A 21,910-nucleotide genomic window follows, 5' to 3' on the forward strand; every position below is an offset into this window, starting at 1 on the left:
TGGCCGCTGGTGCGATGTCTGCTATGTTGCCGCCCCTGCCAATGCCTTGGCGCTGCGCTTCTCGGCGAGACGCGCGTCCCGCTCGAGTTTGCGAGCCTTGGACTCTTCGAACTTGTCGGCGGCCTCTTCGATTTCCGTGATCAGGTTCGCCAGATCGTCGCGCATTGCCGCGGCTTCGCCGGTGAAGTCGTCGCGCTCGAAGATGCGCCACTTCTTGAGCACCGGCATCACCACGTCGTCGAGGTGGATACGCAGGTCGTATACGCCGCCCATGGCGATGATGACCGCCTTGCGCCGGAAGTCCGGCACGGTGTATCCGGGCATCTTGAAGTTGCGCAGCACCCGGTGCAGCGACTTCATCGCCTGGTTGGGGGCCACGTCGAAGCCGGCCTCGCTGACGTCGCGGTAGAAGATCATGTGCAGGTTCTCGTCGTTGGAGATCCTGGCCAGGAGCTGCTCGGCGACGGGGTCGTTGCAGGCCTTGCCGGTGTTGCGATGCGACACCCGGGTGGCCAGTTCCTGGAAGCTGACGTACATGACCGAGTCGAACAGACTCTCGGCGAACAGATCGCCCTGCTGGTTCTGGCCCGGTGAGAAGCCGCGGGTCATCTGCTCCATCCGGAGTTCTTCGAGCTCGACGGGATCGCAGTTGCGGGTGACCACGAGGTAATCGCGGATCGAGATGCCGTGCCGGTTCTCCTCGGCGGTCCACCGGTTGACCCAGTAGCCCCACGGGCCGTCCATCGAGAAGTTCATCGCGATCTCGCGGTGATATGCGGGCAGGTTGTCCTCGGTCAGGAGGTTCTGCACCATCGCTGTGCGGGCGACTTCGGAGAGCTTCGACTGCTCGGGATCCCAGTCCTGGCCGCCGAGGGCGTAGTAGTTCTTGCCGTCCGACCACGGGATGTAGTCGTGCGGGTTCCAGTCCTTCATCATCGTCATGTGGCGGTTGATGAGTTTCTCCGCCACCGGTTCCAGCTCGTGCAGGAGATCGAGGTCGGTCAGGTCTTTCGACATGAGCCCTCCAGTTATCTGTTCCTAGTGGTTGCACTCAATATATCTGTGTATCTCGGTGACATTCAAGTTCCCCCTGCGGCATGTTGGTAACGGCTCGTCGCGTCTCTGGCTGTGCTGCACACTCCGGTCACCCGGCGTATCATTTGCGCACCACAGGCAACCAGCGTTTGGTACGCAAATGCACAGGCAATGCACATCTCGGAGGTCGCGATGAAGAACTATTTGGTCCTCGGCGTTGGTGCGCTCGGTGCAGCGGTGGCATCGGTCGCGATGTTCGGGTCCGGGACCGCCTCGGCGATCAACGAGTACGCGGGTCAGACGTACGCCGATGCGGCGCAGGCGATCAGCGACGCGGGCCAGTCGGCGACCATCGCCACCCGGGTCGGCAGCTTCCTGCCGACCGAGCAGTGCATGGTCACCGGATCGCGCAGCGCGGACTTCCTCGACTCCAGTGGTACCAACCCCGGCAACCGTGTGTTGCTGTACTTGAACTGCAACAACACCTTTGCGACGGCCGGCGTGCCGGGTAACTCCATCGGCAGCCCCGAAGGACGTGCGGCCCGCTCCGACTATGAGGAGCAGCTCGCCAAGGCGCAGGCCGAGGCGCAGCAGAGCGAGTCGAGCGAGTTGGATCAGACAGGCAATGTTCCGGGCGAGGCAGGTCAGGTCGCGGGCGGATAGCTCGCCGTGCGAGCGAGCAGCAGGTCGACGCAGTAGTCGATGAACTGCTCGCGCGACGCCTCGAGGCGACCGTCGAGGTAGGCCGTGAACAGTGCGGTCAATGCCCCGATCAGCCCGGTCGCCATCATTTTCTGCACTACCGGATCGCTGATCGCGGTCAGCTTGCTCTGCAGCAGTTCGATGAAGCTGGGCATCCACTCGGCGCCGGAGTGGATCAGCACGGCTTCGACCTGCGGCGCCAGCAGCAGCACGCGGCCCCTGACCGGATCGTCCACCATCAGACTCACGAACTGTTCGACCGCCGCCCGCGGCGTCGCCGCCGACCGCAGCGCTGTCATGGCGCGATTGCATACGTCGTCGTAGACGGCCCGGACGAACTCGTCGCGGTCGGAGAAGCTTTCGTAGAAGTACCGCTCGGTGAGGCCGGCGTGGCGGCAGACCGCACGCACCGTCAGCGCCGGGCCGCCGGGACTGCCGAGCAGTGTGACGCCGGCGCCGATCAGTTCGTCGCGACGCAGCACCTGTCGGTCCGGCAGTGGGACGCCCGACCAGCGGCCCCGTCGTTGACCCGACGTCACATCGCTCCTAAGCTCTTGGTGACAACGCATGTAGTCAAAAGTGCCAGACTTCCTCGGGAAGGTCACCAGTTGAGTCAAGATACTTCCGAATCGTGCCCCGTCACCAGCGAAGGCGCGCAGGTGGCGTCCGGCTGTCCGGTGACCGACGGAGGATATGACAGCCCGCCAGCCGTTCTCGGCCCCGAATCGCTGACGTGGAAATACTTCGGTGACTGGCGCGGACTGCTGCAGGGGCCATGGGCCGGCTCGATGCAGAACATGCATCCTCAGCTCGGCGCCGCCGTCGAGCAGCATTCGATCTTTTTCATGGAGCGGCTGCCCCGTCTGCTGCGATCGCTATACCCCATCGGGGGTGTGGTGTTCGACGGCGATCGGTCGCCGGCCACCGGTGCGGAAGTCCGTGACTACCACATTCCGATCAAGGGTGTGGACGCCCAGGGGCGCCGCTACAGCGCACTCAACCCGGATGTCTTCTACTGGGCCCACGCAACGTTTTTCATGGGCACGGTCCTGACGGCTGAGCACTTCGGCGACGGTCTGACCGAGGACCAGAAGCGCCAACTGTTCGACGAGCACGTCACCTGGTACCGGATGTACGGCATGAGCATGCGCCCGGTGCCGGCAAGTTGGGAAGAGTTTCAGGCCTACTGGGATCACATGTGCCGCAACGTCCTCGAGAACAACTGGGCGACCCGCGAGGTTCTCGACCTGTCCACGATGCCCAAACATCCTTCACTGCAATGGATTCCGGACTTCCTATGGTCCGCGTACCTGAAGGTGCTCGGTCCATTGGCGGTGTGGATCACTGTCGGGCTCTACGACCAGCCGGTCCGCGACCTGATGGGCTACCGGTGGTCGAAGCGAGATGCACGGCTGCACAGGTTGTTTGGCCGCACGGTCAATCTGGTGTTCAAGGCCTTGCCTGCCCGTCGTCGGATGCACCCGCGTGCGCGTGCGGGCTGGGATCGCGCCACCGGCCGGATTCCTCTCGACGCGCCGCTGATCCACACCCCGGCTCGCAATCTGCCGCCGGTAGGGGAGCGCGACAACGGAATTCATTACCTCGGCGACCGATGCCCGGCGAAAAACGTGGCGTCCTGACGGTTCGCCGACAAAACCGGGGCCCAAGCGAAGTGCGCGGGTCCGACGGACGTGACCGTCAATTGCTTTCGGCGGCAGCCAAACCCCAGCACATAACGGCATAGGACGCGGCGAAGGCGATGTCGTCGATGTTCTCGTCATTGCCGCCCAGGCGCCGGACTTGGTCGGCGATCGCGTGGCGGATTACGTCGGTCGACGTGAGCAGTGGGTGACTCATGTTAACTCCTGAGGCGCGCGTGAAACAGGACTGCCCCGCTCCCGATGCGTTAACTGGGAGTTACCCGGTCCGGGTATCTTTCACACGCCAGCCGACCGCGCCGTTATCGAAGCTTTACTCCGCGCGGCGCAGGACCGCCGGAATCGTCAGCGCCAGGATTTTCAGGTCGAGGGCGATCGAGAAGTTCTCGATGTAGTAGTTGTCCCACTCGGCCCGGTCGGCGATGGACGTCTGCCCACGTAGTCCGTGTACCTGAGCCCATCCGGTGACGCCGGCTCGAACGCGGTGACGCTCGCCGTATCGCTGGATCTGTGCCTCGAACAGCTCGACGAACTCCGGCCGTTCGGGCCGGGGACCCACCAGGCTCATCTCGCCCTTGAGCACGTTGAGGAACTGCGGCAGCTCGTCGAGCGACGTGGCGCGCAGAATTTTGCCGATCTTCGTGCGGCGGTCGACACCTTCCACGCCACCGGGCGCGGCGCCGGTCTTGAGCTGGAACGCCGCATCGGCGGCGGAGGGTGCCCGCATGGTGCGGAATTTCAGGCAGTCGAAGACGCGTCCGTCGCGGCCCACCCGCGGCTGGCGGAAGAAGATCGGCCCCGGCGAGCTCAACTTCACGAGGAGCACCAGGGTGAGGAAGACCGGCGAGATAACCAGCAGCAGAAGGAAAGACATCACCCGGTCGAAGACGTGCTTGACGGTGAACTGCCAGCCGCGCGGGTTGGTGTGGGGCAGCGCCAGCAGGGGGGTCCCGCCGATGTGCTCGATGCGGGCCCGCTCGCCGATCGTGTCGAACATCCGCGGCACCACCCAGACCCGAAGGCCGTTCCGGTGGGCGGCCCGGACCACATGGGTCAGTACCTGATCTTGGGTCCGGGAGAACGCGATGACGACGTTCTGCGCGCCGGTCTCCTTGATCGCTTTGTCGATGTCTTCCGGAGGACCCAGATACGGGATGTCGGGCCGCGGGTCGCCCGCCTGGCCGAACCACGGTTCGGCGTCGATGATGCCGACCGGCCCGAGGCCGTATTCCGGGAACTCTTCGAGGCGGTTGATGATGTGGCCGGCGACGCGGCCGTTGCCGACGATGAGGGTCGGTGCCACGAGGTGATGGTGTCGCCGCAGACTGCGCTGGATGATCACCCTGACCAGCCGGCCGAACGGCATGAGGACCGCGGCGCAGATCCAGATCTTGACCACGGTCGCGCCGGGTCGGCCGGTTTCGTTGTGGATCAGCATGGCGCCGAGCAGGAACATCGTCGAGATGGCCACGGTCGCTTCAATGGGACCGAGTTCGTCGAGGAACTCCCGGTTCAGTCGACGCCGGTAGACCCCGCGCACGGCGAGCATGGCGATCACCACCGGCACGAACAGAACCACCCACCATTGGCCCGGGGGGTATTCGCCGGTGGAAATCGCCCACCATGTGCCCAGTGCGCTCGCGACGCTCACCGACAGAACGTCGATCGCGACGGTGATGATGGTGCTCAACGGATCGGTGCGAACCCGCTCGGCAAATGTTTTCTTCCCTGGAGCTCGTTTGCTGTCACGAGTCGCAGTGGTCGGCGAATTCTCGACCTGAAGAGTTCGTGTCGCCATGACCGCTCACTTCACCCGCCGAACCACAGGCGGGACGCTACCCGATAACACTGCCCGTCGAGTCACATATCCCCCCGTGTGGCGCCTTTTGGCAAAGATCACTTGTCGTGTGGCTCGGCGAGAAGCCGTTGGCGCGCGACGGCGGCGAGATCGTTGAGGATCTGTACCTGGCCGCTGGACCAGTGCCGCGGGCGAGTGTCCCACGTGCAGAGCGTCCCCGCGACGTGACCGTTGCCGTCGATCAGCGGAATTCCGGCGTAGGCCAGCACCCCTTCCTTGACCGCTGGATGGTCCGCCAGTAGGGGATGCGCTCGGGTGTCGTCGACCACCAGCGGCTCACGGCTGGCGACGGTGAACTTGCAGATCGACATCTCGATCGGTCGCACCCGGGGCAGCGTTTCGTCACTCGCGTTGGTCCCGGCCAGCACCTGCCGGTCGGGGTAGACGATGGACACCGCGGCCATCGTCGTGCCCAGCGCCTCGGCGGTCAGAGCCGCCACCCGGTCCAGGGTCGCGCTGCGGTAGTCGTCGTGGTTGCCGAGTCGCTCCAGCGTCTCGAGGCGCTCGGGGTCCGACACGGCGTCGTCGACGATCGCGTCGACCGCGCTCTGCTCACCGGAAAGCTGGTCGACGACCGCTTGGACGGTCTGGTCGTGTTCAGGACCGACCAGACGCGCGATCACATGCCGGCCGGTCTGCCGGTCAACGCCGTGCCGAGGACCGGCCCCAGCGCCGCCCCCCGACTGAGAGGCCCCGTCACTCATGTCCCTCACGATAAGTCACCCCCGACGCCCAGGGGCGATCTCAGAAAGGTCCGCGTTCCGCGGAGAACCGTTCATGCCCCCGTCGTGCCCCCACCAGGGCTCGAACCTGGGACCTGCGGATTAAAAGTCCGTAGCTCTACCGACTGAGCTATAGGGGCGCGTCGCACACAATACTGCCTCCGGAGATGGCACTCGGTTTTGGGATTGCGGCTGTGGTGCCCTAAGCTAACGACGCTCTAACGTGCACTCGTTGTGAGTACCCCGAAGTGATTCGGTTCTGGCCCCCATCGTCTAGTGGCCTAGGACGCCGCCCTTTCACGGCGGTAGCACGGGTTCGAATCCCGTTGGGGGTACGCGTGACGACGGTATCGTCGGATGCAAGCAGTACGAGTAAGGCCCTGTGGCGCAGTTGGTTAGCGCGCCGCCCTGTCACGGCGGAGGTCGCGGGTTCGAGTCCCGTCAGGGTCGCCATGCATGTGGTGAGGCATTGGATTGGCACAGTGCCTTCCGGCCAGGTAGCTCAGTTGGTACGAGCGTCCGCCTGAAAAGCGGAAGGTCGCCGGTTCGATCCCGGCCCTGGCCACTCAGTCTTCTTGGGCCCGTTTCTGGGCTGTTTCACTCACCGCCCTGACGAGCCGCTCTACCGCGGCGCTTGCCGTATGTCTTACAGTAGACGCGACTTGAGCGAACCGGCCGAGCGTTGTCAGGAGGCGGCATGCCGCAAGCAGCGCTATCCCGACGTGCTCGCCCACGTCGATCGGATGGCCTCGGCGTGACGCGCTTCGTCGGCAAGCAGGCGATCGTCACCGGCGCCGGCTCGGGAATCGGCGCGGCACTGTGCCGGGCGCTGGCCGATGCCGGCGCGGACGTGCTGTGCACCGACATCGACGGCGCCGCCGCTGAGCGCACCGCCGCGTCGTTGAGCAAGCGGGGGACCGCGCTGCAGCTCGACGTGACCGACGCCGCCGCCGTCCAGCGGGTGGTCGATGGTGTCGTCGAGCGCGCGGGCCGAATCGATCTGCTGTTCAACAACGCAGGCATCACCTGGGGCGGCGATACCGAACTGCTCACCCTGGATCAGTGGAACAGCATCATCGACGTGAACATTCGCGGTGTCGTGCACGGGGTGCACGCGGCCTACCCGCAGATGGTCCGCCAGCAGGGCGGCCACATCATCAACACCGCATCGATGGCGGGTCTGGCCGCCGCAGGCAGGATCACCAGCTACGTGATGACAAAACACGCCGTCGTCGGCCTGTCGTTGGCACTGCGCACCGAGGCTGTGGGCCACGGGGTCGGTGTGCTGGCCATCTGCCCGACCGCGGTGGACACCCCGATCCTCGACAAAGGCTGGCTCGGCGACTTCAACGGCCGCGAGTTCTACCGGATGGGCCAGCGCAATGAGACTTTCTATAGCCCCGACCGGTTGGCCGCCGATACGCTGCGGGCCATCGAAGGCAACAAGGCCCTCCTGGTCGCACCTCGTCAGGCCCGCGCGGCATGGCTTTTCGCGCGTCTGGCACCCGGCTTGCTCAACCGGATGGCTGTGCGCTTCGTGGACCGACAACGCTCCGACGGAAGGCAGCCCACACCATGAGCGCCGCGACCGCGATCCCTCGCTATCCCACCGACGTCACCAGCGAGTGGCTGGCCGGCGTTCTGCGCAGTTCCGGGTCGGCGGCCGACGTCGATGCCGTTGAGGTGACGCCGGTGGGCACCGGTCAGACGGGCGCGACATTCCGCGTCACGGCCACCTACGCCGACAACCCGGACGACCTGCCGGGCAGCTTCATCCTGAAGCTGCCTGCCAACGACGACGCCGTACGGGACCGGGTGACGCTGGGCTACCGCAGCGAATGCGCGTTCTATCAGTCCGTCGCCGAGCTGGTGACCATCCCGATCCCGCAGTGCTACCACGTCGAGATCGCCGACGACGGAGCCAGTTACGCCCTGTTGCTGGCCGATCAGGCCCCGGCGGTCCAGGGTGATCAGATCACCGGCTGCGGTGTGCCTGAGGCCCGGCTGGCGGTGCGGGCCCTGGCCGGTCTGCACGGACCGACCTGGTGTGACGAACGTTGGCAGACCTTCCCCGGCCTGGCGATGTCGGTGGTCGGAGACGACGCCATCCGGGGGCTCGGCGACGTCTCGAAGATGGCGGCCGGCATCACCATCGACAAACTCGGGTCCAGGCTGGACGCGCAGGACGCCGAAACATTGGTGGCGGCAATGGATCTGGTGACGCCATGGCTGCTCAACGCGCCGGACCGGTTCGCGCTGCTGCACGGTGACTACCGGTTGGACAACCTGCTCTTCGACGGCGACCGGGTGAGCGTGGTCGACTGGCAGACCCTCGGTGTCGGGCTCGCGGGCCGCGACTTGGCGTACTTCACCGGGACCAGCCTGGAGCCGGCGCTGCGGGCCGAGGCCGAGAAGGAGCTCGTCGCCGAGTACCACCGGGCCCTGCTCGATACCGGGGTCGCCGACTACGACGCGGCCGCCTGCTGGCATGACTATCTTCTGGGCATGATCCAGGTTCCGCTGATCTCCGCGCTGGGGTGTGCGTTCGCGGTCGAAACCGAACGCGGCGACGACATGATGGCCGCGATGCTGCGGCGGGGCTGCGCGGCCATCCGCGACCTGGGCACACTAGAGCTGGTCACAAGCTAGGAGTACACGTTGGGCGAATCCATGCCGCGCACCGCCATCATCGGCGCGGGCGTCAGCGGGCTGACCTCGGGCAAAATGCTCAAGGACTATGGCGTGCCCTACACCACCTTCGAACTGTCCGACCGCATCGGCGGCAACTGGGCATTCGCCAACCCCAACGGATTGAGCAGCGCCTACCGGTCGCTGCACATCGACACCTCCAAACAGCGGTTGTCGTTCCGGGACTTTCCGATTCCCGAACACTTCCCGTCGTTCCCGCACCACAGCGACATCAAGAAGTATCTGGACTCCTACGCCGAGACCTTCGGTCTGGCGGAGAACATCGAGTTCAACAACGGCGTCGCGCATGCCGGCCTGAACTCCGACGGCCGCTGGGACATCACCGACCAGAAGGGCCAGACGCGGGAGTTCGATCTGCTGGTCGTCGGCAACGGTCACCACTGGGACGCGCGCTACCCGGACTTCCCCGGTGAATTCACCGGCGAGACAATCCATTCCCACCACTACATCGATCCGCAGACCCCGCTGAATCTGACCGGCAAACGAATCCTGGTGGTCGGCATCGGCAACAGCGCCGCCGACATCACGGTCGAGTTGTCGTCTCGGACCCTGCAGAACACGGTGACGCTCTCGACCCGGTCGAGTGCCTGGATCGTGCCCAAGTACATCGCCGGGCGCCCCGGTGACAGCGTGTGGCAGACCTCGCCGTACATCCCGTTGTCCTGGCAGCGCAAGGCCGTTCAGCTGCTGGCGCCCGCGATGGGCATCAACCCTGAGTTGTACGGCCTGCCCGCGCCGAACCACAAGCTGTTCGAGGCGCATCCCACGCAATCGGTGGAGCTACCGCTGCGGCTGGGGTCCGGGGACGTGGTCCCGAAGCCCAACGTGAGCCGACTCGACGGCGACACCGTCCACTTCGACGACGGCACCAGCGGGGTGTTCGACGTGATCGTCTACGCCACCGGCTACAACATCACCTTCCCGTTCTTCGATCCTGAGTTCATCAGCGCACCGGACAACGCCATCCGGCTCTACAAGCGAATGTTCGCCCCAGGCATGGACAATCTGGTGTTCATCGGCTTCGCTCAGGCGGTGCCGACGCTGTTTCCGTTCATCGAGTGCCAGGCGAAGCTGCTGGCCGCCTACGCGGTGGGGCGCTATGCGCTGCCACCGGCCGCCGAGATGGAACGGGTGATCGACGCCGATCAGAAGCTCTACGTGGGGCATTGCACCGACCGCCCGCGGCACACCCAGCAGGTCGACTACTTCCACTACGACCACGACATCCGCACCAGGGAACTACCTGCGGGCATGAAGCGTGCCGAACTGGCGCGTCGCCGAAGGGTTGCCGTATGAGCCGCGCCGACGTCGCCTTCGAGTCGTCCGGCGTGCGCTGCAGCGCATGGCATTTCCCCGGCCAGGGTGACTCTTTCGCCGGCCCGGCCGGGCGCCCGGTGGTGGTCATGGGCCATGGCTTCGGGGGAACCAAGGACTCCGGCCTGGAGCCGTTCGCCGAGCGGATCAGTTCCGCAGGCGTGGACGTACTGGCTTTCGACTACCGAGGCTTCGGGGCGTCGGAAGGCGAACCACGGCAAACGGTTTCAGTTGTCGGACAGATCGCGGACTTCGAGGCAGCGATCGCCGCGGCCAAACGGCTATCCGGCGTCGATCCGAGCCGCGTCGTGCTGTGGGGATCCTCGATGTCCGGTGGGCACGTGATCCGGGTGGCCGCCGACCACAGCGACGTCGCGGGCGTGATCGCGATGACGCCTCTGACCAGCGGCGTGGCTGTCAGCCGGGCGGCCGTCGAACACCGGGATGTCGGGCAGGCGCTGAAATGGACTGCGGTGGGCCTCAAGAGCCGAATCGACGTATCACGCGGCCGCCGTCCGACGCTGATGCCCCTGGTCGGCCGTCCCGGTGAGCCGGGAGCGCTGGCCTTGGACGGCGCCTACGAGAGCTACACCGCGATGGCCGGACCGACCTGGCGCAACGAGGTCGACTCGGCGGTGGGCCTGCAGATCGCCTCGATTCGAACGGCGGACGCCGCCAAGCGATTACGCTGCCCACTGCTGGTTCAGGTCGCCGATTTCGACCGCTACGTCCCTGCCGAATCGGTGGTGAAGACCGCGGTTCTCGGCCGGGGACAGGTGCATCACTATCCCTGCGATCACTTCGACGTATGGCCCGGTCACGACTGGTTCGAGAAGGCCGTCGGCGACCAGGTGGCCTTCCTGACCCGTACCCTCAGTACTTCGTCGATCCCTGATCGACGGAAATCGCCTCAGCAGTAATCAGTTTCGCGTCATCGCTGGCCAGGAAGCAGACCGTATCGGCGATGTCCTCCGGCTCGGCGATATAGACGGGCAGGAACGGCAGCATCATGTTCTGTAGCGCCGGGTTGGTCTCCATCGCCTTGCCCAATTCGGCCACCATGTCGCCGGTCCCCATGTCGGTGTTCACCGGTCCCGGGTGAACACTGTTGACCCTGATGTTGTGCTTGCCGAGCTCGGCGGCGAACGCCCTGGCCATCCCGGTGACAGCGTGCTTGCTGGCGGTGTAGTGCACCATGAACGGCTGCAGCTTGATCCCGGCCGCCGAGCTGATCAGGATGATCGACCCGCCGCGACCGGCCTCGACCATCGTCGGTGCGCCGGCCATCACGGTGTTCCACGTACCGGTCACGTTGACGTCCATGACATCCCGGAACGCTTCCGGGGTGATCTGGTCCCACGCTGCGGGCGAGGTGATGCCCGCGTTCGCGACGATGATGTCGAGCCGGCCCAGCTCGGCCACGCCGTGTCGCACGGTGTCCTTGAGCCCATCGAGATCGCGGGTATCCACCACCGCAGACACGATCCGCTGACCCGTGGCCTCCACCAGGCGCACCGTCTCGGCCAGGTCCTCCGGCGTGGCCGGGTTGTACGGAACGCAATCGGGCAGCTTGCCCGCGATGTCGACGGCGATGATGTCAGCGCCCTCACCGGCCATCTTGACCGCGTGGGCACGGCCCTGCCCGCGGGCTGCTCCGGTGACGAATGCGACCTTGCCGCTGAGCTTTCCGGTCATGCTTTGCGCTGCGCTTCCTTGACAAGTCCGCCGCCGATGATGAGGCGCTGAATCTCGCTGGTGCCCTCGTACAGCCGTAACAGCCGGACCTCGCGGTAGATCCGCTCGACGGGAACACCGCGCATGTACCCGGCGCCGCCGTGTACCTGGACCGCGAGATCGGCTACCGTGCCGGCCATCTCGGTACAGAAGAGCTTGGCCACAGATGGCGCGATCCTGCGGTCTTCGTCCTCCAGCCACTTGCGCGCCGCGTCCCGCACCAGTGCGCGTCCGGCCATCACGCCGGTCTGCTGATCGGCCAGCATCGCCTGCACCAGTTGGAAACTGCCGATCGCCGTGCCGCCCTGGGTCGCCGTGGCCGCATAGCTGACGGACTCGTCGAGCGCGCGCTGGGCGGAACCGACTGCCAGCGCGGCGATATGGATACGGCCGCGGGCCAATGAGGTCATCGCGGCGCGGTACCCGATGTCCTCGCTGCCGCCGATCAGGGTGTCGTCACCCACGCGTACGTCGGTGAAGTTCACATCGGAGGTCCAGGCACCCTCCTGACCCATCTTCGCGTCCTTGACCCCGATCTCGACGCCCGGCGTATCGGCGGGGACCAGGAAGACCGCGATCCCGGCGCCCTTCTCATCGGCGGGCCGGGTCCGGGCGAACACGATGAACAGGTTCGCCACCGGGGCGTTGGTGATGTACTGCTTGCTGCCGTTGATCACCCAATTGTCGCCATCCCGAACGGCTTTCGTCTTCAGGCCGGACGGGTTGGACCCGGCGCCCGGCTCGGTCAGCGCGAACGACGCGACCACCTCGCCGGAGGCGATCGGCTCCAGCCAGCGTGACTTCTGCTCGTCGGTGCCGAACCCGACCAGGACCTGCCCGGCGATGCCGTTGTTGGTGCCGAACATCGACCGCAGCGCCAGGCTGGTGTAGCCCAGTTCCATGGCCAGCTCGACATCCTGGGCGATGTTCAGGCCGAGGCCACCCCAGTCCTGCGGGATGGCGTAGCCGAATAGGCCCATCGCTTTGGCCTGGTCACGCAGGTCGTCGGGCACCTTGTCCGCGGCGAGGATCTCCGCCTCGCGCGGGACCACGGCGGTTCGCACGAACTGACGGGTCTGAGCCAGGATCTCGCGGAAGTCGTCGTCGCTGACGTCGGTCGTCGGGCCGGTCATCAGGCTCCTTGGGTCGGGGGCGCTGCCTGGCGCGATCATATATGAAATATGATGTTGCGAATTCGGGGGTCCGTTCGAGGAACTTAGGAGTTCACATGTCGCTGCTGGCCGGCCAGACCGCGGTCATCACCGGTGGAGCGCAGGGCCTCGGCTTTGCGATTGCGGAGCAGTTCATCGCTGAGGGCGCCCGCGTCGTGCTCGGTGACCTCAATCTCGACGCCACCGAGGAGGCGGTGACCAAGCTCGGTGGTGCCGACGTCGCCCGTGCGGTGCAGTGCAACGTCACCTCCTATGCCGACGTCGACGCACTCGTCGATTCCGCCATCGAACAGTTCGGCCGCTTCGACATCATGGTGAACAATGCCGGCATCACCCGCGACGCGACGCTGCGCAAGATGACCGAGGACGAGTTCGATCAGGTCATCTCGGTGCATCTGAAGGGCACCTGGAACGGCCTGAAGAAGGCGTCGACGGTGATGCGTGAGCAGAAGAGCGGCGCGATAGTGAACATGTCGTCGATCTCCGGCAAGGTCGGAATGATCGGGCAGACCAACTACTCGGCAGCCAAGGCCGGCATCGTCGGCATGACCAAAGCGGCCTCAAAGGAACTGGCCCATCTCGGCGTTCGGGTCAACGCCATCCAGCCGGGTCTGATCCGATCGGCGATGACCGAGGCCATGCCGCAACGTATTTGGGATTCCAAGGTAGCCGAGGTGCCGATGGGCCGTGCGGGTGAGCCGTCCGAGGTCGCCAAGGTGGCGCTGTTCCTGGCGTCTGACCTGTCGTCGTACATGACCGGAACGGTCCTCGAGGTCACCGGCGGACGGCACCTGTGACACGCACGTCCGTCATCTGTGAGCCGGTCCGCACGCCGATCGGCCGCTACGGCGGCATGTTCGCCTCGCTGACGGCCGTGGATCTCGGGGTGGCCGCGCTCACGGGTCTGCTGCAGCGCACCGGGATTGCGCCGGGCGCCGTCGAGGACGTGATCCTCGGGCACTGTTATCCCAACAGCGAGGCGCCCGCGATCGGCCGTGTCGTCGCCCTCGACGCGGGTCTGCCGGTGACCGTGCCCGGCATGCAGGTGGATCGGCGCTGCGGCTCGGGTCTGCAGGCCGTCATCCAGGCGTGCCTGCAAGTCGCCTCGGGGGACAACGATCTCGTCGTGGCCGGCGGCGCGGAGAGCATGAGCAACGTCGCCTTCTACTCGACCGACATGCGCTGGGGCGGCGGCCGGACCGGTGTGCAGGTGCACGACGGTCTGGCCCGCGGGCGCACGACCGCCGGTGGCAAGCACCACCCGGTGCCGGGCGGCATGCTCGAGACAGCCGAGAACCTGCGCCGGGAGTACCGCATCTCCCGCCAGGAGCAGGACGAGCTGGCGGTGGCGTCCCATCAACGGGCGGTCGCCGCGCAGAGGGACGGCATCTCGGCCGAGGAGATCATTCCCGTCACGGTCACCAGCCGCCGCGGCGAGGACGTGATCGACACCGACGAGCATCCTCGCGCTGACACGACTATCGAATCGTTGAGCAAACTCAAACCGGTTCTGCTGAAGCAGGATCCGGAGGCCACCGTCACCGCGGGCAACTCCAGTGGGCAGAACGACGCCGCGTCGATGTGCATCGTGACCACGCCGGAAAAGGCCACCGAACTGGGCCTGACGCCGCTGGTGCGGCTGGTGTCGTGGGCGTCGGCGGGGGTGGGTCCCGAGGTGATGGGCATCGGCCCGGTGCCGGCCACCGAAGTGGCGTTGGCCAAGGCCGGTCTGAGGATGGGCGACGTCGACCTCATCGAACTCAACGAGGCGTTTGCCGCCCAGGCGTTGGCGTGCATGAAGGCCTGGAATTTCACCGCTTCCGATTACGAGCGCACCAACGTCCACGGCTCGGGGATCTCGCTCGGCCACCCGGTCGGCGCCACCGGCGGGCGGATGTTGGCCACCCTGGCCCGCGAACTGCATCGCCGCGGAGCCCGCTACGGGCTGGAGACGATGTGCATCGGCGGCGGGCAGGGCCTGGCCGCGCTGTTCGAAAGGGTGGGAGCATGACTCGCATCGCGCAGACCCTCGGCCTGACTGAGGTCCAGGCCGAAATCATCTCCACGGTCCGGCAATTCGTCGACAAGGAGATAATTCCGAACGCCCAGGAGCTCGAGCACGCCGACACCTACCCGCAGGCCATCGTCGATCAGATGCGGGAGATGGGTCTGTTCGGGCTGATGATCCCGGAGGAGTACGGCGGGCTGGGGGAGTCGTTGCTCACCTACGCGCTGTGCGTCGAGGAGCTGGCTCGCGGCTGGATGAGTGTGTCCGGGGTGATCAACACCCACTTCATCGTGGCCTACATGATCCGCCAGCACGGCACCGATGAGCAGAAGCAGCGTTTCCTGCCGAGGATGGCCACCGGCGAGATCCGCGGCGCGTTCTCGATGTCGGAGCCGGAGTTGGGCTCCGATGTCGCCGCGATCCGAACCAAGGCCAAGAACAACGGCGACGGCACGTACACCATCGACGGCCAGAAGATGTGGCTGACCAACGGCGGCAGCTCGACGCTGGTGGCGGCGCTGGTGCGCACCGACGAGGGAGCCGACAAGCCGCACCGTAACCTGACTGCGTTCTTGATCGAAAAGCCCTCCGGTTTCGGTGAAGTCGCACCGGGCCTGACGATCCCCGGCAAGCTCGACAAGCTCGGCTACAAGGGCATCGACACCACCGAACTGATCTTCGACGGTTACCTCGCCAGCGCTGATGACGTTCTGGGCGCCAAGCCCGGGCAGGGCTTCTTCCAGATGATGGACGGTGTCGAGGTCGGCCGGGTCAACGTGTCGGCCCGCGCCTGCGGTGTCGGTATTCGCGCTTTCGAGTTGGCCGTCCGGTATGCCCAGCAGCGCAGCACGTTCGGCAAGCCGATCGCCGAGCATCAGGCCATCGCGTTCCAGCTGGCCGAGATGGCCACCAAAGTCGAGGCCGCACATCTGATGATGGTGAACGCCGCGCGGCTGAAGGATTCCGGAGAGCGCAACGACGTCGCGGCCGGGATGGCCAAGTATCTCGCCAGCGAGTTCTGCGCGGAGGTCACTCAGCAGAGCTTCCGCATCCACGGCGGCTACGGGTACTCCAAGGAGTACGAGATCGAGCGGCTGATGCGTGACGCACCGTTCCTGCTCATCGGCGAGGGCACCAGCGAAATCCAGAAAAACATCATCAGCAAGCGGCTGCTCGCCGACTACCGGATCTGAGATGAGCGCACCGGATTTCGTGCCGCGCCCGCAGCTGGCCGAGGACGTCGCGCGCTTCGTCCGGACCCGGATATTCAACGGCACCTATCCTGCCGGCGAGTACATCCGGCTGGACCAGCTTGCCGCCGAGCTCGGTATCAGCGTCACGCCGGTCCGGGAAGCCCTCTTCGAGCTGCGCGGCGAAGGTCTGCTGGATCAGTTGCCGCGGCGCGGCTTCGTCGTGCTGCCGTTCACCGACCGCGACATCACCGATGTCTCGAACCTGCAGGCCTACGTCGGCGGTGAACTGGCCGCGCGGGCTGCGGTGAACATCACCGAGGACCAACTCGCGGTGTTGTCGGCGATCCACGACGAGCTGGTCGCCGCCTATGCCGCCGACGATTCCCGCGCCGTTCGGCTCAACCATGAGTTCCATCGCGCCATCAACGTCGCGGCGCAGTCGCCCAAGCTTGCCCAGTTGATGTCTCAGATCACCCGGTACGCACCGGAATCGGTGTTCCCCACCATCGACGGCTGGCCGGCGAAGTCAGTGGCCGACCACGAGCGCATACTCGCCGCACTCAAGGCCCACGACGAGGAGCTGGCCCGCACCGCGATGTCGGACCACCTGGCGGCGGGAGCGGGACCGCTGATCGAGCATCTCGTCAAACAGGGTGTGGCGCAGCGATTTCAGACTATGGAATAGTCCGGGCTGAGGGGGCCGCGTCCGGTGAGCGCGCACAGCAGCGCCTGGCTGTCGCCACGCCGCTGGGCGACGGCGACCGAGAGGGCAACGATACTGGCGGCGACCTCGGGCGGCAGAGCCTCGTGCGCGCCGATGGCGCGGGCCAGATCGATGCTGTGCACCCCGAGTTCGAAGATTCTCGTCGGTAGATAGTCCGAGAATCGCATCCCGCCTGCGATGGTGTCGATGATCCGATCGTCGGTGGCGAGCACCGCGGTCGCCCGGTCCTGCAGTTCGCGCAGCGTGTCCAGTGGACGCTCGCCGAGCGCCAGCCCGGCCTGCACGGCGCGCGCATCGATCTGCGAGGGGTCGGTCAGCATCGGGGCGATCACCAGGTAGTACTGAGCCGCGTCGGCGACCTCCACCCGGTCAGCCGGCCGCGACGAATAGTCGATGACGGTGGTGAACGATCGGCCGATGTGGCCGACCAGTGTTCGGACGCTCCAGGTTCCGAGCGCGGGCGAATCCCATTGGTCGGGCCTGATCTGCTCGGCCACCAACACGGCGTGGTCACCGGCCCGGCGGAACGTCTCGACATGCGCCTGCAGCGTCATGGACCTAGAAGTTACGCCTGTCAGCTCAGCAGCTCACGCAGGCGGTGCACGTCGATCTTGCCGCTGGACATCAGTGGCAGCTGGTCGGGAGTCAGTGCCACGATGCGTCGCGGGATCTTGTACGACGACAGTTCGGTCTTGAGACTGTCGCGCAGCGCATCGGCGTCAAAAGCGCCGGCATCCGCGGTGACCACCGCGGCGGCGACGATCTGGCCGCGTGCCGGATCGGCGACGCCGATCACGTGGGCGAGCAGGCCGCCGGTCACGTGGGCGATCGCCTTCTCCACCTCGGCCGGAAAGACATTGGCGCCAGCGGTTTTGATCATCGATCCGCGCCTGCCCAGGAAGTAGAAGAAGCCATCGGCGTCGGTGCGCACCAGATCGCCGGTGTGAAACCATCCGTCGGGGTCGAAGCACTCGTCGCGGCTGCGCTTGTAGTAGCCCTGCATGAGATACCGGCCGCGGATCCACAGCTCGCCGTCGACGATCGTGGTTTCGAAACCGGGTGCGGGTTTACCGAACGACCCGCGGCGGTGTTCGGGCTGATCGGTCTCGTCCGCGCTGAGCAACAGCACACTGCCGGCCTCGCTCAGGCCCAGCATGTTGTGCCGCGGTTCCGGATCGCGGGGCCGGACATCGGCAGCCATGATCGGATAAAGGTTGCCACGCCGCATCGACGACAGATCTCGCCGCGCAAAGCTCTCATGACGCGCCAGATGCGCGATGCCGGCCACGAATCCGTTGGTGATCGTTGGCCGCACATCCTCGAGCAGATCGAGAACGTCGCCGGCATCGGTGGCGTTGGAACACACCAGCGTCGCACCCGCGACCATCGTCGCCAGCAGACCGAAGCCGAAACCTCCGATCCAGAAGAACGGTGAGTTGCAGAACAGGACGTCCTGCGCGGTCAGACCGCGAATCTCGTTGAGGTTGCGCTGATGTCCCAGCAGCGCCTCGTGGGTGTGCACCACACCCTTCGCGGCTCCGGTGGATCCCGATGTGTAGACGATCACCAGCGGGTCGCAGCCGTCGACGTCTCCGTCGTCGGCTGTCTGCTCGGCCACCGCGGTGATGTCAGTGCCGAACACGACATGCCGCAGCAGCGGCGCGGTCACGTCCCGGAGCCGGGCGGCGTAGTCGTGGCCGCGGAAAGAAGCTGCGGTGAGTAGGATCTCGGTGTCGCTGTGGACCAGCTGGGTTTGGAGTTCGGCACCGGTCGAGAAGGTGGAGAACGGCACGACGACGCAGCCGATCCGCGCTGCGGCGAGCATCGCGACCACGAACTGCGCGCCGTTGGGATACAGCACTCCGACGTGGCTGCCCTTGCCCGCGCCCAGGGCAACCAATCCGCGGGCCAGCCCGGCGGAGCGTTGCTCGGCCTCGCGGTAGGTGAGCCGCTCGGCATCGCACACCAGCAGCAGATGGTCGCCGCGTGCGGCGGCCTGATGGCGCAGCAGCCGTCCGACGGTGTCAGTGGTCACGGCCGGCGAAGTGTTGCCGAACCGCACTCAGATCCGCCTTGCCCGACGGTGTACGCGGGATCGCCTCGACTATCGCGATCTCCGACGGGATTTCGTAGGGCGCCAGCCGGTTCCGCAGGTACTCGACCAGCTCCGCATCGGTGACCGACTCTCCGTTGCGCAGCTCGATCATCGCGACCGGTGTCTCACCGAGACGTTCGTCGGCCCTGCCCACCACCGATGCGCCGAGTACGGCGGGGTGGGTCTCCAGTGCCGCGCGGACGTCGTCGGGCAGCACCTTGAAGCCGCCTCGGATGATGGCCTGATCGGCCCTGCCCAGGATCCACAGGAACCCGTCGGCGTCGATGCGCGCCAGGTCGGTGGTGCGCACCCACGGGGCGTCGCGGCCGAATTGCCCGGGCTTGACCTCCAACAGTCCGGCCTGGCCCGAGCCCAGCGCTACCCCGTCATCGGACACCACCCGCAGCTCGGCGCCCAGGCTGGCCCGGCCGACGCTGCCGCGCTTGGACTCCCAGTACTTCCGGTGATCGGCCAGCGTCCAGCCGGCCACACCACCACCGAATTCGGTTGCCGCATAGGACGTCAGCACCGGGATGCCGAACTTCTCGAAGAAGGCGTCAGCGTCCTCGGCCGACAACGGTGCCGTCCCGGACGTGACCGCGCGCACCCCGGCGAGGTCGCCGGGACCGAGGTCGGACTGCAGCACCATCCGTAGCGCCGCAGGCACCAGCGACACCGCTTTGGGTGAGTAGCGGCGCACCGCGGCGGCCCAGGAAGCCAGTTCGAAGCGTGGCAGCAAAACGAACGGCCGCGCCTCGCAGATACATTGCAGCACCCGATACACCCCGCCGATGTGCACCAGCGGCGCATTGACGATCGCGACGCTGCCGGAAACCGCCGTCGGTGCGGGAGTGGTGGTGAAGTCCGTGCCGATCACCGAGACCGCCAGCATGTCGTAGGTGAGGTCCACGCGTTTGGGTGGTCCGGTGGTGCCGCTGGTCAGCATTCGGACCGCCACCTGTCCCGAGCCGGGATCGGTGGGCGCTCCGGGCCGGATCCGCGGAGCGGCGTCGCCATTGCCGATCGACACCACCGTGGTGGTATCGGCCGGTTGTACCAGCAGCGTGATGTCGTCGTCGGTGCCGACGATCACCGGCAGGGTCAACGTGGCGATATCGGCCCTGATCCGCTCGTCGCCACGCGACGGGTTGATGACGACGACGCAGCCGCCGGCCGCGAGCACCCCGAGCAGTGCGGCCACATGAGCGGGGCTGTTGCGCAGCAGGATTCCCACGTCGGTGCCGGGTCGCACGACCGAGGCGATTCGCCCACTCGCGTCCGCGAGCTGCCGCCAGGTGTACCAGTGGCCGTCGTATTCGATCGCGCGGGCCTCGGGGTCCAGCCCCAGGACGTCGCTGATCCGGCGGCTCAGCGCGTGCATTACCGCACCTTCGGAACGATCCGGGTCTTCTCCTGCTCGGCCAGCTCGGCCTGACCCAATGGATTGCCCAGCCGGGTGTAGATCAGGTTCTGCTCCATGGCCGCGCGATACGGCTTGTCCAGTGACTCCCAGATCGCCTTGACCGTCCCCTGGGTGGCCGACGGTGGCTTGGCGGCGATGGTGGCGGCGATCTCGTGGGCCCGCGACCAGAGATCGTCGGGCTTGACGACCTCTGACACCAGACCGATGCGCAGTGCGGTGTCGGCGCTGACCCGTTCGTCATTGCCCATCAGTGCGATTCGAAGTGACTCACCGAGCCCGATCTTGCGCATCAGGCCGATCGGCTCGAGCGCACACACCAGGCCCGCGCTGACATGGGAGTCGAAGAATGTCGCATCCTGCGAGCAGATCACCACGTCGGACTCGTTGACGAAGTAGAACGCCCCCGCGGTGCACATGCCGTGCACCGCACACACGACGGGCTTCCACATCTTCTGCCACTTCGGGCTGAGCAGTTCGCCCGGATCCTCGTGATTCCACACATTCTGCGGCTGGCCGTACGGAGTCTTGATGTCCAATCCGGCGCTGAAGGCGCGTTCGCCGGCGGCGCGCAGGACCACCGCGTTGATGGCGTTGTCGTTCTTCACGATTCGCCATGCGGCGGCGACTTCTTCGCACATGGTGCGGTTGAACGCATTGAGCTGGTCGGGTCGGTTCAGCGTGATGGTGGCGACGTGGTCGATCCGGTCGAAGTCGAGCAGGATGGTCTCGAACGCGGCGGTCATCGGCATTGCCATTCGGGTTCGCGTTTCTCGACGAAGGCCCTGGGTCCTTCGAGCGAGTCCTCGGTGTGCAGGTTCCGTTCCCGGAAGGCTTCGGCGAGCATCTCGGCCTCGTGCATCGGGATCTCCCGTCCCTTGATGATCGCCAAGCGGGTGCCGCGAACCGCCAGCGGTGCATTACGTGTCACGATCTCGGCGATTTCGTGAGCCCGTTCGACAAGCCGGTCATGTTGGACGATCTCGGTGATCAGTCCGAGCTCGTAGGCACGGGCAGCGTCCATGCGCTCATGCTTACCCATCATCGCCATCCGCAACGCCACCGTGCGGGGCAACACCCGGGACAGCCGGACCATCTCGCGGCCCGCCACCAGACCGATCGACACGTGCGGGTCGAAGAATGTCGCCCTGTCCGAGGCGATCACGATGTCACCGGTGGTCACCCAGTCCAGGCCTGCGCCACAACAGATCCCGTTGATCGCCACGATCACCGGCTTGGCCATCCGCCGGAACGGCGGGGTGCCTTCCTGCGGTGCCTCCCACTGGTCGTAGGTGGACAGATAGGGCCGCTCGTCGATTACCTTGCCGTCTTCGGGAATCTCCTTGACGTCGGCTCCGGTACAGAACGCGCGCCCGGTGCCGGTCACGATCGACAACCAGACCTTGTCGTCGTTCTCCGCCCGGTCGTAGGCGCTGCGCAGTTCGGTGATCATGTGTGGGCTCAGCGCATTGAGCGCCTCGGGCCGGTTCAACGTGATCGTTGCCGTGTGGCCGGTGACCTCGTAGCCGATGGTGGCATACGACTGTGCCGACATCAGTGCTTCCT

22 protein-coding genes and 4 tRNA genes are annotated in these 21,910 nt (G+C 66.1%); 13 read left to right on the top strand and 13 right to left on the bottom strand.

The genetic code is table 11. The features are described from left to right. Positions 1-21 precede the first annotated feature (21 nt). On the bottom strand, positions 22-1,017 hold the full coding sequence (locus tag G6N32_RS03615; protein WP_102808218.1) for an acyl-ACP desaturase: 996 nt from the start codon (positions 1,015-1,017) through the stop codon (positions 22-24). Between the two features lie 189 nt (positions 1,018-1,206). On the opposite strand from G6N32_RS03615, the gene G6N32_RS03620 reads away from it, so the two are divergent. Continuing rightward, the gene (locus tag G6N32_RS03620; protein ID WP_232077470.1) at positions 1,207-1,698 is read left to right on the top strand and encodes a hypothetical protein; all 492 of its coding nucleotides are present in this window, start codon (positions 1,207-1,209) and stop codon (positions 1,696-1,698) included. Here the strand turns inward: G6N32_RS03620 and G6N32_RS03625 are convergent. Then, the gene (locus G6N32_RS03625; protein ID WP_115317328.1) at positions 1,680-2,276 is read right to left on the bottom strand and encodes a TetR/AcrR family transcriptional regulator; all 597 of its coding nucleotides are present in this window, start codon (positions 2,274-2,276) and stop codon (positions 1,680-1,682) included. The two genes, G6N32_RS03620 and G6N32_RS03625, sit on opposite strands and share 19 nt — an antisense overlap. 69 nt (positions 2,277-2,345) lie before the next feature. On the opposite strand from G6N32_RS03625, the gene G6N32_RS03630 reads away from it, so the two are divergent. Then, entirely contained in the window at positions 2,346-3,377 is a 1,032-nt protein-coding gene (locus G6N32_RS03630) for an oxygenase MpaB family protein (RefSeq protein WP_115317327.1), read from the top strand. A 58-nt stretch (positions 3,378-3,435) separates the two neighbouring features. Here the strand turns inward: G6N32_RS03630 and G6N32_RS28435 are convergent, their stop codons facing one another. From G6N32_RS28435 to G6N32_RS03645, 4 genes are all read right to left on the bottom strand, one after another. Beyond that, on the bottom strand, positions 3,436-3,594 hold the full coding sequence (locus G6N32_RS28435) for a hypothetical protein (RefSeq protein ID WP_165760831.1): 159 nt from the start codon (positions 3,592-3,594) through the stop codon (positions 3,436-3,438). A gap of 114 nt (positions 3,595-3,708) precedes the next feature. Further along, positions 3,709-5,193, bottom strand: coding sequence for a sugar transferase (locus tag G6N32_RS03635; RefSeq protein WP_115317326.1), 1,485 nt, complete (start codon positions 5,191-5,193; stop codon positions 3,709-3,711). Positions 5,194-5,291: 98 nt separating this feature from the next. Then, positions 5,292-5,957 carry a GAF domain-containing protein gene (locus G6N32_RS03640; RefSeq protein ID WP_115317325.1) on the bottom strand — a complete coding sequence of 222 codons (666 nt, stop codon included), beginning with the start codon at positions 5,955-5,957 and terminating at the stop codon, positions 5,292-5,294. 85 nt (positions 5,958-6,042) lie between these two features. Next, positions 6,043-6,115, bottom strand: a tRNA-Lys gene (locus G6N32_RS03645). A gap of 122 nt (positions 6,116-6,237) precedes the next feature. Here G6N32_RS03645 and G6N32_RS03650 point away from each other — a divergent pair. From G6N32_RS03650 to G6N32_RS03680, 7 genes are all read left to right on the top strand, one after another. Then, a tRNA-Glu gene (locus G6N32_RS03650) sits at positions 6,238-6,310 on the top strand. Between the two features lie 41 nt (positions 6,311-6,351). Continuing rightward, a tRNA-Asp gene (locus G6N32_RS03655) sits at positions 6,352-6,428 on the top strand. A gap of 38 nt (positions 6,429-6,466) precedes the next feature. Continuing rightward, positions 6,467-6,540 (top strand) — tRNA-Phe (locus tag G6N32_RS03660). Between the two features lie 189 nt (positions 6,541-6,729). Continuing rightward, complete coding sequence (locus G6N32_RS03665) at positions 6,730-7,554, top strand: SDR family NAD(P)-dependent oxidoreductase (RefSeq protein WP_115317324.1); 825 nt, start codon at positions 6,730-6,732, stop codon at positions 7,552-7,554. Beyond that, entirely contained in the window at positions 7,551-8,624 is a 1,074-nt protein-coding gene (locus G6N32_RS03670; RefSeq protein ID WP_115317323.1) for a phosphotransferase family protein, read from the top strand. Before G6N32_RS03665 ends, G6N32_RS03670 begins: the two co-directional genes overlap by 4 nt. A 21-nt stretch (positions 8,625-8,645) precedes the next feature. Further along, entirely contained in the window at positions 8,646-9,980 is a 1,335-nt protein-coding gene (locus tag G6N32_RS03675; RefSeq protein WP_410432980.1) for a flavin-containing monooxygenase, read from the top strand. Then, positions 9,977-10,918, top strand: coding sequence for an alpha/beta hydrolase (locus G6N32_RS03680; protein WP_115317321.1), 942 nt, complete (start codon positions 9,977-9,979; stop codon positions 10,916-10,918). Before G6N32_RS03675 ends, G6N32_RS03680 begins: the two co-directional genes overlap by 4 nt. Here the strand turns inward: G6N32_RS03680 and G6N32_RS03685 are convergent. Together G6N32_RS03685 and G6N32_RS03690 are read right to left on the bottom strand one after the other, a co-directional pair. Continuing rightward, entirely contained in the window at positions 10,872-11,693 is an 822-nt protein-coding gene (locus G6N32_RS03685; protein ID WP_115317320.1) for a mycofactocin-coupled SDR family oxidoreductase, read from the bottom strand. The two genes, G6N32_RS03680 and G6N32_RS03685, sit on opposite strands and share 47 nt — an antisense overlap. After that, positions 11,690-12,865, bottom strand: a complete 1,176-nt coding sequence (locus G6N32_RS03690) for an acyl-CoA dehydrogenase family protein (protein WP_115317319.1) — start codon at positions 12,863-12,865, stop codon at positions 11,690-11,692. The genes G6N32_RS03685 and G6N32_RS03690 overlap by 4 nt, the downstream gene beginning before the upstream one ends. Before the next feature lie 95 nt (positions 12,866-12,960). Here G6N32_RS03690 and fabG point away from each other — a divergent pair, with 95 nt between their 5' ends. Genes fabG through G6N32_RS03710 form a run of 4 tightly spaced genes read left to right on the top strand, consistent with a single transcriptional unit; the run spans position 12,961 to position 16,790 of the window. Beyond that, on the top strand, positions 12,961-13,701 hold the full coding sequence (gene fabG, locus G6N32_RS03695; protein WP_115317318.1) for a 3-oxoacyl-ACP reductase FabG: 741 nt from the start codon (positions 12,961-12,963) through the stop codon (positions 13,699-13,701). After that, positions 13,698-14,915: an acetyl-CoA C-acetyltransferase gene (locus G6N32_RS03700; protein WP_115317317.1), complete on the top strand. Its 1,218-nt coding sequence runs from the start codon at positions 13,698-13,700 to the stop codon at positions 14,913-14,915. Before fabG ends, G6N32_RS03700 begins: the two co-directional genes overlap by 4 nt. Beyond that, positions 14,912-16,105, top strand: a complete 1,194-nt coding sequence (locus G6N32_RS03705) for an acyl-CoA dehydrogenase family protein (RefSeq protein WP_115317316.1) — start codon at positions 14,912-14,914, stop codon at positions 16,103-16,105. Before G6N32_RS03700 ends, G6N32_RS03705 begins: the two co-directional genes overlap by 4 nt. 1 nt (position 16,106) lies before the next feature. Further along, a complete protein-coding gene (locus tag G6N32_RS03710; RefSeq protein ID WP_115317315.1) occupies positions 16,107-16,790 on the top strand; it encodes a GntR family transcriptional regulator in 684 nt (227 codons plus the stop codon). Here G6N32_RS03710 and G6N32_RS03715 read toward each other — a convergent pair. From G6N32_RS03715 to G6N32_RS03735, 5 genes are read right to left on the bottom strand one after another with little or no spacing between them, the layout of a single operon-like run. After that, positions 16,775-17,383 (bottom strand): maleylpyruvate isomerase N-terminal domain-containing protein, encoded by a 609-nt coding sequence (locus G6N32_RS03715; RefSeq protein ID WP_115317314.1) that lies wholly within the window; start codon positions 17,381-17,383, stop codon positions 16,775-16,777. The two genes, G6N32_RS03710 and G6N32_RS03715, sit on opposite strands and share 16 nt — an antisense overlap. A gap of 20 nt (positions 17,384-17,403) precedes the next feature. Further along, positions 17,404-18,864, bottom strand: a complete 1,461-nt coding sequence (locus G6N32_RS03720; protein WP_115318850.1) for a class I adenylate-forming enzyme family protein — start codon at positions 18,862-18,864, stop codon at positions 17,404-17,406. Next, positions 18,854-20,305: a class I adenylate-forming enzyme family protein gene (locus G6N32_RS03725; protein WP_115317313.1), complete on the bottom strand. Its 1,452-nt coding sequence runs from the start codon at positions 20,303-20,305 to the stop codon at positions 18,854-18,856. Before G6N32_RS03725 ends, G6N32_RS03720 begins: the two co-directional genes overlap by 11 nt. Further along, the gene (locus G6N32_RS03730; RefSeq protein ID WP_115317312.1) at positions 20,305-21,096 is read right to left on the bottom strand and encodes an enoyl-CoA hydratase/isomerase family protein; all 792 of its coding nucleotides are present in this window, start codon (positions 21,094-21,096) and stop codon (positions 20,305-20,307) included. The genes G6N32_RS03725 and G6N32_RS03730 overlap by 1 nt, the downstream gene beginning before the upstream one ends. Beyond that, entirely contained in the window at positions 21,087-21,899 is an 813-nt protein-coding gene (locus G6N32_RS03735; RefSeq protein ID WP_115317311.1) for an enoyl-CoA hydratase/isomerase family protein, read from the bottom strand. The genes G6N32_RS03730 and G6N32_RS03735 overlap by 10 nt, the downstream gene beginning before the upstream one ends. Between the last annotated feature and the right edge of the window lie 11 nt (positions 21,900-21,910).

This window comes from Mycolicibacterium aichiense, assembly GCF_010726245.1.
Classification (GTDB): Bacteria; Actinomycetota; Actinomycetes; order Mycobacteriales; family Mycobacteriaceae; genus Mycobacterium; species Mycobacterium aichiense.

Bases quoted from the DNA above. Each gene is read 5' to 3' on its own strand.
- G6N32_RS03615 (WP_102808218.1), bottom strand. From the start codon at position 1,017: ATGTCGAAAGACCTGACCGACCTCGATCTCCTGCACGAGCTGGAACCG.
- G6N32_RS03620 (WP_232077470.1), top strand. From the start codon at position 1,207: ATGCACATCTCGGAGGTCGCGATGAAGAACTATTTGGTCCTCGGCGTT.
- G6N32_RS28435 (WP_165760831.1), bottom strand. From the start codon at position 3,594: ATGAGTCACCCACTGCTCACGTCGACCGACGTAATCCGCCACGCGATC.
- G6N32_RS03635 (WP_115317326.1), bottom strand. From the start codon at position 5,193: ATGGCGACACGAACTCTTCAGGTCGAGAATTCGCCGACCACTGCGACT.
- G6N32_RS03640 (WP_115317325.1), bottom strand. From the start codon at position 5,957: ATGAGTGACGGGGCCTCTCAGTCGGGGGGCGGCGCTGGGGCCGGTCCT.
- G6N32_RS03670 (WP_115317323.1), top strand. From the start codon at position 7,551: ATGAGCGCCGCGACCGCGATCCCTCGCTATCCCACCGACGTCACCAGC.
- G6N32_RS03675 (WP_410432980.1), top strand. From the start codon at position 8,646: ATGCCGCGCACCGCCATCATCGGCGCGGGCGTCAGCGGGCTGACCTCG.
- G6N32_RS03680 (WP_115317321.1), top strand. From the start codon at position 9,977: ATGAGCCGCGCCGACGTCGCCTTCGAGTCGTCCGGCGTGCGCTGCAGC.
- G6N32_RS03685 (WP_115317320.1), bottom strand. From the start codon at position 11,693: ATGACCGGAAAGCTCAGCGGCAAGGTCGCATTCGTCACCGGAGCAGCC.
- G6N32_RS03690 (WP_115317319.1), bottom strand. From the start codon at position 12,865: ATGACCGGCCCGACGACCGACGTCAGCGACGACGACTTCCGCGAGATC.
- fabG (WP_115317318.1), top strand. From the start codon at position 12,961: ATGTCGCTGCTGGCCGGCCAGACCGCGGTCATCACCGGTGGAGCGCAG.
- G6N32_RS03705 (WP_115317316.1), top strand. From the start codon at position 14,912: ATGACTCGCATCGCGCAGACCCTCGGCCTGACTGAGGTCCAGGCCGAA.
- G6N32_RS03710 (WP_115317315.1), top strand. From the start codon at position 16,107: ATGAGCGCACCGGATTTCGTGCCGCGCCCGCAGCTGGCCGAGGACGTC.
- G6N32_RS03715 (WP_115317314.1), bottom strand. From the start codon at position 17,383: ATGACGCTGCAGGCGCATGTCGAGACGTTCCGCCGGGCCGGTGACCAC.
- G6N32_RS03725 (WP_115317313.1), bottom strand. From the start codon at position 20,305: ATGCACGCGCTGAGCCGCCGGATCAGCGACGTCCTGGGGCTGGACCCC.
- G6N32_RS03730 (WP_115317312.1), bottom strand. From the start codon at position 21,096: ATGCCGATGACCGCCGCGTTCGAGACCATCCTGCTCGACTTCGACCGG.
- G6N32_RS03735 (WP_115317311.1), bottom strand. From the start codon at position 21,899: ATGTCGGCACAGTCGTATGCCACCATCGGCTACGAGGTCACCGGCCAC.